This is a genomic window from Nocardioides sp. NPDC047086, assembly GCF_040643685.1.
GTDB lineage: Bacteria > Actinomycetota > Actinomycetes > Propionibacteriales > Nocardioidaceae > Nocardioides.
In genome coordinates this window covers 1-9,362 of record NZ_JBEYUV010000073.1, presented here as the reverse complement: position 1 = coordinate 9,362, position 9,362 = coordinate 1, and the positions used below count along the sequence as shown (strand labels likewise).

Here is a 9,362-nt window from a genome sequence, read left to right as displayed (position 1 = left end):
GTCGAGACCAACACGGTCCCATCGAGCGCGACAGGGGACCGTGTTGGTCTCGACACGCCTCCGCCTAGCGGCTCCGGCGGCTCGACCAGCAGGGGAAGCGGCTCGACCCGCAGGGGAAGCGGCTTGACCAGCGGAGGAAGCGGCTCGACCAGCGGAGGAAGCGGCTCGGCCAGCGAGGGAGTCGAGCGGTGAGGCTCCTGATCCTGGGCGGGACCGGAGAGGCTCGGGACCTGGCGGCGCGACTGGTCGAGGAGGGCGTGGACGTCACCTCCTCGCTGGCCGGCCGGGTGGCGCGGCCGCGGCTACCGGTGGGTGCGGTGCGGATCGGCGGCTTCGGCGGGATCGAGGGCCTGAGGGGGGCCCTCGACCACTTCGACGCTGTCGTCGACGCGACGCATCCGTTCGCGCGCGGGATGTCGGCCAACGCGGCCGCGGCCTGCGCGCGGACGGGCCATCCGCTGCTCCGGCTGGAGCGGCCCGGTTGGCCGGCGGACCCGTCCTGGGCCTACGTCGACACCCACGACGAGGCCGCTGCGCTCGCCGCCGATCTCGGGCGGCGTCCCTTCATCACGGTCGGGCGCCAGGAGCTCGCCCGGTTCGTCCCGGCGCTGGCCGGCCACGCGGCTCTCGCCCGTGTGGTCGACCGGCCCGACCTCGACCTGCCCGAGCCCTGGACGCTGCTGACCAGCCGGGGCCCCTACGAGATCGAGGGCGAGCTCGCGCTGATGCGCGAGCACGGGACCGACGTGCTCATCACCAAGGACTCCGGCGGCACCTACACCTGGCCCAAGATGGCCGCGGCCGCCGATCTCGGCGTGAAGGTCGTGGTCGTACGCCGCCCGGCCGGCGCCGACGGCGTCCGCACGGTCGACGACGTCGCCGACGCTGTCTCCTGGGTGCGGAGCCTCGGATGAGGGTGGTCGTCGGGATGTCGGTGACCGACGTCGACCGGCGCCAGGACCTGCTCGGCTGGGCCGCCGAGCTCGACGCGAGCCTGGCGTTCCTGCAGATGGGCGATCCCTCGCTCTCCGCCGAGCTGACTCGCATCGCCGACTCCGGCGCCCGGGCCATCACCCTGGCCGGTGTCAGCCTCGGCCCGCTAGCCCCCGGCCACTCCTGGCTCCGCCGGATCGCGGCGCACTGGTGGCGTGAGCGCGCGGGCGAGCGTCCCACGATCCAGGTGGCGACCGGCCTGGCGACCACGCGCGACGAGCTCGCCGAGGTGTTGACCGAGACCCGGCCGGTCACCGGCACCGAGCCCGGGCTGACCTCGCCCGCGTGGGAGCGGGTCCCCGACCACGTACGCCAGGTCCTGATCTGCCGCGGCCCGCGCTGCACCGCGAAGGGCTCCGAGGAGACCGCGCGGGCCGTGATCCTGAGCGCGATGGAGGCCGGGCTCGGTGACGACGACCTGCTGATCACCCACACCGGCTGCCAGTTCCCGTGCAACCAGGCGCCGGTGCTCAGCGTCCAGCCCGACGACGTCTGGTACGGCCACGTGGAAGCGGCCGCCGCCCGGGTGATCGTGCGTGATCACCTGGCCGACGGCCGTCCGGTGGAGGCCTACCGCCTCCCCCGCTAGCTCACAGGCTGGCGGCCAGGGCCTTGCGCTCCGCGACGGCGCGCTCCGCCGCGTACAGCCTGATCACCAGGCCGGTCAGTGCCACTCCGAGCACGCCCCACATCGTGGCGAGCGTGATCAGCGAGGCGCGACGGAAGAACCACAGCGTGTCGGCCGGGAAGTCCCCGACCTCGTTGACCGTCGTGAACAGCTGTCCGGCGACGACCATCACGACCAGGTAGGCCGCGATCGCGCCGACGACGGCGAGGTAGGTGCCGAACCGTCCGCGCAGCCGCACGGCGGCGTACGTCACGGCCACCGCCGCCACGACCGAGAGGGCCTGGAAGGCGAAGTAGACCGCGGTGCGGACGCCGATGGTGTCGCCGCTGCCGACCGCCGGTGGGGTCGCCGGGTACTTGAGGAACGGCACCAGCGCGACCGCCACGAACCCGATCAGGGTGACGAGCGCCGTCGACTGGCCTGGCGTGAGCCGTCCCAGACGACCCAGCGTCGCGGCAGCGACCAGCCCGACGATGCCGCCGAGCGCGACGCCGACCGCGAGGGTGCCGGTCAGCAGCCCCCAGGTGCTCTGGTTGGTGCGGGAGACCTCGGCGGCCTCCTCACCTCCCTCGGCACCCTCGGCGGCGTGCGAGTGCGAGTGCCCGTCGCCGCCCTCCTCCAGCGCGATGGCAGCACCGACCTGCGGCTCACCGACGGAGTACGCCACCAGGAAGGTGGCGACTCCGGCGAGGAGTCCAGCTAACAGGCCGCGTACGAGAAATGCACGCGGGCTCATCAGTGGCAGGGGTAGCCGAGCAGGTGGCGACCGTCGTGGACCCACTCGTGGACGAGCGTGCCGGACGGGATCGAGACCGCTCCCTGGTCGGCGCTGATGAAGAAGAGCACCAGGAGACCGAGCAGACCGAAGAAGAGCGCCCACGGGGCGAGCTCACGGAGCGGGATGGTGGGAAGGTCGGCGCCGACGACGGGCGCCACAGCGTGCTGCGACATATGTCCTCCTCAGGGATACCTGCGTCCCTGTTCGTTGGGGTTGGACGGACACTCGGGTCTGACTCCACCGCCGCAAGGCGATGTCACAGTAGCGCGACTGTGCCGGAGTTCCACCGGCTTCCTCATGTCCGTTCCGAGCACTATAGCGGGATCTCAGCGGAGCCACTGGTTGCCGTCGAGGTTGGTGAGATCGGTGATGTCGAGCGCTGGTTCGATCCCGGACTCGGGGGCGAGGCCGAAGTGCTCCAGCGAGCTCCGGACCCACTCGGCGGCGTCGATGTTGAGCGGGCCGGATACCCACATCGCGTAGGGCAGGTTCACGAACCTGTTCTCCTTGACGGCGGGAAGGTCACGGGAGGCCGGGTTGGCCTTCAGGACCTTGACCTTCTCCTCGTAGGACTGACCGGGGTAGTCCACGAAGTAGATGATGTCGGGCTTCGCGGCGGCGAATCGCTCCCAGCCGACCTCCGTCCAGGTGTCCTCGACATCAGCGGTCGCGTTGGTCACCTCTGCGGTGTCGAAGATCGCCTGGGGGCCACCGAAGGAGCCGGAGGTGAAGATCGCGTCGGTGCCGGAGTCGAAGAGGAACGCGGTCGGCTCCTTCTCGGGCTTCGGAGCGCTCTCCAGGGCCTCGCGGCGCTGGTCGATGTCGGCCACGACCTCCTTCGCGGTCTGGTCGTGGCCGGTCAGCTCGCCGATGTTGAGCAGGTCGGTACGCAGCGCCGTCCAGGCCTCCATGGTGCCCCGGTCACCGTCCTCCTGCCGGCAGGTCTCACTGAGCAGGTAGGTCTCGATGCCCCGCTCCTGCACCATCTCCGGCACGAGGTTGCGCGACTCGCTGAACCCGTAGCCCCAGCCCGCGAACATCATCTGCGGGTCGAGCGCCAGGACCGTCTCCAGCGTCGGGTGGTCATCACCGACGATCTGGAGCTCGTCGACCCGGTCCTCGGGGTAGGCGAGCTCGAGCAGCTGCTGGTCCCGAGCCAGGCCGGTCACGGCGACGAGCTCCTCGCGGGCACCGACGGCCAGGGCGATGGAGATGATCCCGCCGTCGTAGGCGTACAGCTCGGTGACCGGCTCGTCGACCGTGAGCTTCTCGCCGCAGTTCTCGACGGTGATCGCGCCCTGCCCGGAGGCGCCATCAGCGGCCGTCTCCTCCGCCCCGCAGGCAGTGAGGATCGTGGTGCCGAGCGCGAGCGCGGCGAGGCAGGCGAGTCCGGGGTGACGTACGGGTCTGGTGATGGGATGGGTCATGCCGAGCGGTCCTTCCGGGGATGGATGAGCAGATGGGGCTGGTCCAGATCTGGATGCGGCACCTGGACGGAGCCGACGCCGAAGTGGTGCTCGACCCGGATCGTGTCGAGCACCTCGGCCGGCGGCCCATGGGCCACGACGGTCGCCGGACCGCTGTCCGGCTCGCTGCCCGCCGGCCGCCCGAGGACCGCGAGCCGGTCGAAGGAGCGAAGCGCCAGGTCGAGGTCGTGGATGGTCGCGACCAGCGTCTCGGCCCGCTCGGCGACGGTCCGGAGCAGCCGCAGCTGCCAGGCGACGTCGAGATGGTTGGTGGGTTCGTCCAGCAGCATCACCGGGCACTCCTGCGCGAGGCCGCGGGCCATCACCGCCCGGCGCCGCTCGCCGCCGGAGAGGCGGTCGCACGGATCGTCGATGCGGTCAGCCAGACCGACGGCATCGAGGGCCGCGCGCACGATCTCGCGCTCCCGGGGTCCGCCCCGGGACCACGGCCGGGTGCGTGGCACCCGGCCCAGCGCGACCATCTCACCGACGAGCAGCTCCGCGGAGGCGACCTCTTCCTGGGGGACGTACGCCAGCCGGCGGGCGCGTTCGCGCGAGCTGATCCGGGCGCTCTCACGGAGGTCGCCGGAGTCATCGTCGAGGTAGGCGTGCCCGGCACTCGGCCGCAGCACTCCGGCGAGGATCCGCAGCAGGGTCGACTTTCCCACACCGTTCACGCCCACGATCCCGAGGCGGGTGCCGACGGGCACCTCCAGGTCGACGTCGTGAAGTACGTCGCGCTGGCCCAGCCGGGCTGCGACCCCGCACAGCCGCAGCGCGGGCCGGGGCCCGGGGGCGTTCATCGGTCGCTGCCGAAGCGGTAGCCGCCACGGCCCAGCAGCAGGAGGAACAGCGGCGCCCCGACGACCCCGGTGACCACCCCCAACGGGATCTCCTGCGGGCGCGCCACCAGCCGGGCGAGCACGTCGACCCACAGCAGGAACACCCCACCGCCCAGGGCCGCGACCGGGAGCACCACCCGGTGCCGCGCTCCCACGAGCAGCCGGGCCGCGTGCGGCACGATCAGCCCGACGAACCCGATCCCACCGCTGACCGCGACCAGGACCCCGACGAGCACCGCCAGAGCGACGAAGAGAGTCGTACGCAGCGCCGCGACGTTCACGCCGAGCGCGGAAGCGGTCTCCGGGCCTGCGGCGAGAGCGTCCAGCCAGCGGTGCAGGGCCAGCATCCCGAGACCCAGGACGAGGCTGAGGGCCGCAGGCAGCCACAGCTTCTCCCAGCTGGCGCCGCCGACGCTGCCCAGCATCCAGAACATCACCGAGTCGGCCGCACGGGGATCGTCGCTCATGAAGACCAGGAACGAGGCGATCGCGGAGAGGCCGGAGGAGAGCACGACCCCGGAGAGCACCAACCGGATCGGGGTCAACCCGCCCTGCGCGGTGGCCACCAGCCAGACCAGCATCGCCGAGCCGACCGCTCCGGCCAGCGCGCCGCCGGAGACCGCATAGGTGCCGAGACCGGCCAGCGCACCTGTGGTGATCGCCGCCGTCGCTCCTACCGAGGCACCGGAGCTGATCCCGAGCAGGAACGGGTCGGCGAGCGGGTTGCGGACCAGCGTCTGCATGCCGGCACCGGCGACGGCCAGGCCCGCGCCCACCGCGAGCGCCATCAGGGCTCTCGGCACGCGCAGCTCCCACACGATCACGTCCCACCTCCCCGGCACCTCACCGCGGAGCCGGTCGGCGACGGTCGCGACGATCTCGCCGACAGGGATCCGCTCGGAGCCGAAGGCCACGGACACGACAGCGCTGAGCGCCGAGGCGAGCAGCAGCCCGACGACCAGCGGCACGAACGGCACCCGTCGTCTCCCGGCTCGGGCAGGGCGTGAAATCAGGGTCGGGGTCTCACGGCTCGGCGTCAGCACGCAGGTCGGCCTCTCAGGTCCTCTGGACCCTGGTCGCGAGGGCCATGACGAACATCTGAGCCGACAGGTTTTCGGACTCGGGTTCAACCGGCGACGCTGCCTTCCCAGGGAGTCGGTCCCCAGTGGCTACCTAGCGTCGCCGTCGCCCTCACCGCTGCGCGCCAGTCCCGGATTCACACCGGAGTTCCCTGGCATCCATCAGGATGCGTTCGACTCGGCGCAGAGGCTAGCACGCCCCCTCGGCGCACGTCTCGACCACTTTGCCGACGACACGACGAAGCACAACATCTAGGAAGTTGCATTGGTGTAATTCCCGCATATAGTGGTCCTCGCAGCTGGTTCTCCCTCCTCGGCAACGGGGCGGGAGAGGCAAGAGGGAACCCGGTGTGAGTCCGGGACTGCCCCGCAGCGGTGAGTGGGAACGACCGCCGTCACGAAGCACTGGGAGCAAGCCGGCTCCTGGGAAGCGACGGCCACTAGGACCGAGCACGATGACGCCCACGAGTCCGAAGACCTGCCAGTGCCCACCTCATGGTGGGGTCCGCGACCTCGAGGGAAGGTCAGGGGATCGAGCGCGTACGACGCCGTCCTCTCCTGCCCCGGCACGGATGCATGAGACATCCGAGCGGGCCGCGGGGCCCGCGGGCAAAGGGGGGCTGATGAGATGATCGACACCGAGGGTCTACCGATCCGCACCGAGAAGTCGGCGTACGTCTTCGACTATCCGATGGCCGAGGACCTGGCCAAGAAGCAGCGCAGCATCTTCTGGACGGCCGAGGAGATCCCGGTCGAGAACGACAAGCAGGACTTCCTGGTCAACATGACCGACGCCGAGCAGGCCGCGGTCAAGACGACGCTGAAGCTCTTCACCATCTACGAGCTGATCCTCGGTGGCGAGGTGTGGGGCGACCGGCTCTTCCACGCGTTCCCGCGGCCCGAGATCCAGATGATGACCAACGCCTTCTCCTTCGCCGAGCTGAACATGCACGCGCCGTTCTACGCGAAGCTCAACAAGGTCTTGATGATCGACACCGAGGAGTTCTACGACTCCTACAAGAACGACCCGGTGCTGGCCGAGCGGATCGCCTTCGTGTGGGACGCGATCGCCGATGAGGACCTGCTCTACGCGCTGAGCGTCTTCACGCTGATGGAGAACTGCGTCCTCTACTCCAACTTCGCCTTCCTCAAGCACTTCCAGTCCGGCGGCAAGAACCTGCTGCAGAACGTGATCAGCGGGATCAACTTCTCCGCCCGCGACGAGAACCTGCACGCCACCGGCGGCGCCTGGCTCTTCAACACCACCCTGGAGGAGTACGCCGCCACCGTCCCCGCCGACAAGTTCGAGGCCGAGCGGGATGATCTCTTCGCCCGTGTCCGGAGCGTGGCCGAGCACCTCTACGTCCACGAGGCCCGGATCGTCGAGATGCTCTTCGCCCACGGTCCGATCGCCGGCATCGACCAGGCCGACCTGGAGGCGTTCGTGAAGTCCCGGGTCGACATGACGCTGCAGAACATGCGGATGGAGCCGCTGTTCGACGTCGAGGTCAACCCGATCGCCGAGTGGTTCTACAACGGCATCAACGGCACCCAGTTCCACGACTTCTTCCAGGTCACCGGCAACGAATACAACCGCAACATCGGCGAGACGGAGTTCAGCTTCTAATGGGCAGCAACAGCAACTGGGAGGCGCTCTCCACCGAGCGCAAGGCACTGCAGGCCGAGGGCACCGTGCCGGCCTTCATGACCACGGCGGGCTACGCCATGTTCAAGGCGAAGTACACCGTCGCGGACCAGAGCGTCCGGGAGCGCTACGAGACCATCGCCGCCACCGCCGGCGACCTCGCCGACGAGATGTACCCGCGCGAGGACGGCGTCTCGTGGACCGAGCGGTTCTTCGAGGCGATCTGGAAGGGCTGGCTCTCCCCGTCGACGCCGGTGCTGTCCAACCTCGGCACCGACCGCGGTCTGCCGGTCTCGTGCGAGGGCTCGTACGTCGAGGACTCGGTCTGGGGCTTCTACGAGACCCTCAAGGAGGCGGCGATCCTCTCCCAGAACGGGTTCGGGACCTCGGCGTACCTCGGCGACGTCCGGCCTCGCGGCGCGAAGTTCAGCGACAACGGCAAGGCCAACGGCGTGGTGCCGGTCTTCTGCAACTTCGTGGAGATGACCAACCAGATCAGCCAGGGCGCCACCCGCCGCGGCTCCTGGGCGGGCTACCTGCCGGTGGACCACCCCGACTTCTACGAGCTCGCCGACCTGATCTTCCGCGAGCCCGCCAACAAGAACATCGGCTGGATCTTCAGCCAGGCCTTCATCGACCGGATGCTGGCCGGGGACCGCGACGCGCTCGAGCGCTACCAGCGGGTGCTGAAGATCCGGGTGGTGCTCGGCAAGGGCTACATCTGGAAGGTCGACACCGTCAACGCGGCCCAGACCGAGTCGTACCGGGCCAACGGGCTGGAGAACAAGGCCTCCAACCTGTGCTCGGAGATCACCCTGTTCAGCGACGAGGACCACTCCTACACCTGCGTGCTCTCCTCGCTGAACCTCTCGACCTATGACGAGTGGAAGGACCAGGACACGGCGTACGTCGCGACCGTCTTCCTCGACGCGGTCGCCGAGGCGTTCCTGCGCAAGGCCCGCACCATCCGGGGTCTGGAGCGGGCGGTGCGCTACACCGAGAAGGCCCGCAGCCTGGGGCTCGGTGTGATGGGCTACCACGACTACCTGCAGAAGCAGCGGGTGCCGTTCGAGTCCGACAAGGCGGCGGCGCTCAACAAGGACATCTTCGAGCGGATCTCCTCGCATGCCGACGCCGCGTCGCGGTGGATGGGCTCGGTCGCGGGCATCCCGGAGTGGTGCGTCGGACGGCGCAATTCCCACCTGATGGCGATCGCGCCGACGATGAGCACCGCGGTGATCGTCGGCGGCACGAGCCAGGGCATCGAGCCGTACGTCGCCAACGTCTGGAACCAGACCACCTCGGCCGGCGAGATGCCGCGGGCCAACCAGAACCTCGTCGAGGTGATGCAGGAGCGTGGCGTCTACGACCAGGCACACATCTCCGACATCATCGACAACGGCGGCTCGGTCCAGCACGTCGACTGGCTCGATGAGCACGAGAAGGACGTCTTCAAGACCGGCTACGAGATCGACCAGGAGATCCTGCTCGCCCGGGCCTCCGACCGGCAGGGCTACATCGACCAGGCCCAGTCGCTCAACCTGTTCTTCCAGGCCGACGCGACCCCGCAGTACATCAGCAAGATCCACAAGCTCGCGCTGCTCGACCCGAACATCAAGAGCCTGTACTACCTGCGCTCGCGGGCCGGGATCCAGGCCAGCAAGCAGTCCACTTCGACCACTTCCACCACAGGGGCATGACCATGAACGAGAACCCGACCACCACCGACGCCATCGACGACCTGAGCTGGGACGACTGGAGCGACGCCGCGGTCTGCGCCATCGAGAACGGCCCCGACTGCGAGGCCTGCGAGGGCTGAAAGGCGCCCCGTCCCGCTCAACACCCCGCTGGTCGAGCCGCGAGGCCGCCTGCGGCCGAGCGTGTCGAGACCAACACGGTCCCATCGAGCGCCGAAGGGGACCGTGTTGGTC

At 69.6% G+C, this 9,362-nt stretch carries 11 protein-coding genes and 2 riboswitches; of the genes, 6 read left to right on the top strand and 5 right to left on the bottom strand.

Annotated elements, in window-relative coordinates; genetic code table 11:
* From ABZ796_RS27345 to ABZ796_RS27335, 3 genes are all read left to right on the top strand, one after another.
* The coding region (locus ABZ796_RS27345; RefSeq protein ID WP_357341302.1) for a hypothetical protein at positions 1 to 192 on the top strand (192 nt) is incomplete at its 5' end.
* On the top strand, positions 189 to 914 hold the full coding sequence (locus tag ABZ796_RS27340) for a cobalt-precorrin-6A reductase (protein ID WP_357341301.1): 726 nt from the start codon (positions 189 to 191) through the stop codon (positions 912 to 914). The genes ABZ796_RS27345 and ABZ796_RS27340, both read left to right, overlap by 4 nt.
* Positions 911 to 1,582, top strand: a complete 672-nt coding sequence (locus ABZ796_RS27335) for a (2Fe-2S) ferredoxin domain-containing protein (protein ID WP_357341300.1) — start codon at positions 911 to 913, stop codon at positions 1,580 to 1,582. The genes ABZ796_RS27340 and ABZ796_RS27335 overlap by 4 nt, the downstream gene beginning before the upstream one ends.
* A 1-nt stretch (position 1,583) precedes the next feature.
* Here the strand turns inward: ABZ796_RS27335 and ABZ796_RS27330 are convergent, their stop codons facing one another.
* The 5 genes from ABZ796_RS27330 to ABZ796_RS27310 form a co-directional block, all read right to left on the bottom strand.
* Complete coding sequence (locus ABZ796_RS27330; RefSeq protein WP_357341299.1) at positions 1,584 to 2,357, bottom strand: CbtA family protein; 774 nt, start codon at positions 2,355 to 2,357, stop codon at positions 1,584 to 1,586.
* A complete protein-coding gene (locus ABZ796_RS27325) occupies positions 2,357 to 2,572 on the bottom strand; it encodes a CbtB-domain containing protein (RefSeq protein WP_357341298.1) in 216 nt (71 codons plus the stop codon). The genes ABZ796_RS27330 and ABZ796_RS27325 overlap by 1 nt, the downstream gene beginning before the upstream one ends.
* 153 nt (positions 2,573 to 2,725) lie before the next feature.
* Complete coding sequence (locus ABZ796_RS27320) at positions 2,726 to 3,826, bottom strand: ABC transporter substrate-binding protein (protein WP_357341297.1); 1,101 nt, start codon at positions 3,824 to 3,826, stop codon at positions 2,726 to 2,728.
* Positions 3,823 to 4,668, bottom strand: a complete 846-nt coding sequence (locus ABZ796_RS27315; RefSeq protein WP_357341296.1) for an ABC transporter ATP-binding protein — start codon at positions 4,666 to 4,668, stop codon at positions 3,823 to 3,825. The genes ABZ796_RS27320 and ABZ796_RS27315 overlap by 4 nt, the downstream gene beginning before the upstream one ends.
* Positions 4,665 to 5,684 (bottom strand): iron ABC transporter permease, encoded by a 1,020-nt coding sequence (locus ABZ796_RS27310; protein ID WP_357341295.1) that lies wholly within the window; start codon positions 5,682 to 5,684, stop codon positions 4,665 to 4,667. Before ABZ796_RS27310 ends, ABZ796_RS27315 begins: the two co-directional genes overlap by 4 nt.
* A 110-nt stretch (positions 5,685 to 5,794) precedes the next feature.
* Positions 5,795 to 5,979, bottom strand: a riboswitch (cobalamin riboswitch).
* Positions 5,980 to 6,069: 90 nt separating this feature from the next.
* Positions 6,070 to 6,287, top strand: a riboswitch (cobalamin riboswitch).
* A gap of 127 nt (positions 6,288 to 6,414) precedes the next feature.
* Here ABZ796_RS27310 and ABZ796_RS27305 point away from each other — a divergent pair.
* Genes ABZ796_RS27305 through ABZ796_RS27295 form a run of 3 tightly spaced genes read left to right on the top strand, consistent with a single transcriptional unit; the run spans position 6,415 to position 9,250 of the window.
* Positions 6,415 to 7,413: a ribonucleotide-diphosphate reductase subunit beta gene (locus ABZ796_RS27305; RefSeq protein WP_357341294.1), complete on the top strand. Its 999-nt coding sequence runs from the start codon at positions 6,415 to 6,417 to the stop codon at positions 7,411 to 7,413.
* Positions 7,413 to 9,131, top strand: a complete 1,719-nt coding sequence (locus ABZ796_RS27300) for a ribonucleotide reductase N-terminal alpha domain-containing protein (protein WP_357341293.1) — start codon at positions 7,413 to 7,415, stop codon at positions 9,129 to 9,131. The genes ABZ796_RS27305 and ABZ796_RS27300 overlap by 1 nt, the downstream gene beginning before the upstream one ends.
* Positions 9,128 to 9,250, top strand: a complete 123-nt coding sequence (locus ABZ796_RS27295; protein ID WP_357341292.1) for a hypothetical protein — start codon at positions 9,128 to 9,130, stop codon at positions 9,248 to 9,250. The genes ABZ796_RS27300 and ABZ796_RS27295 overlap by 4 nt, the downstream gene beginning before the upstream one ends.
* The last annotated feature ends 112 nt before the right edge of the window (positions 9,251 to 9,362 follow it).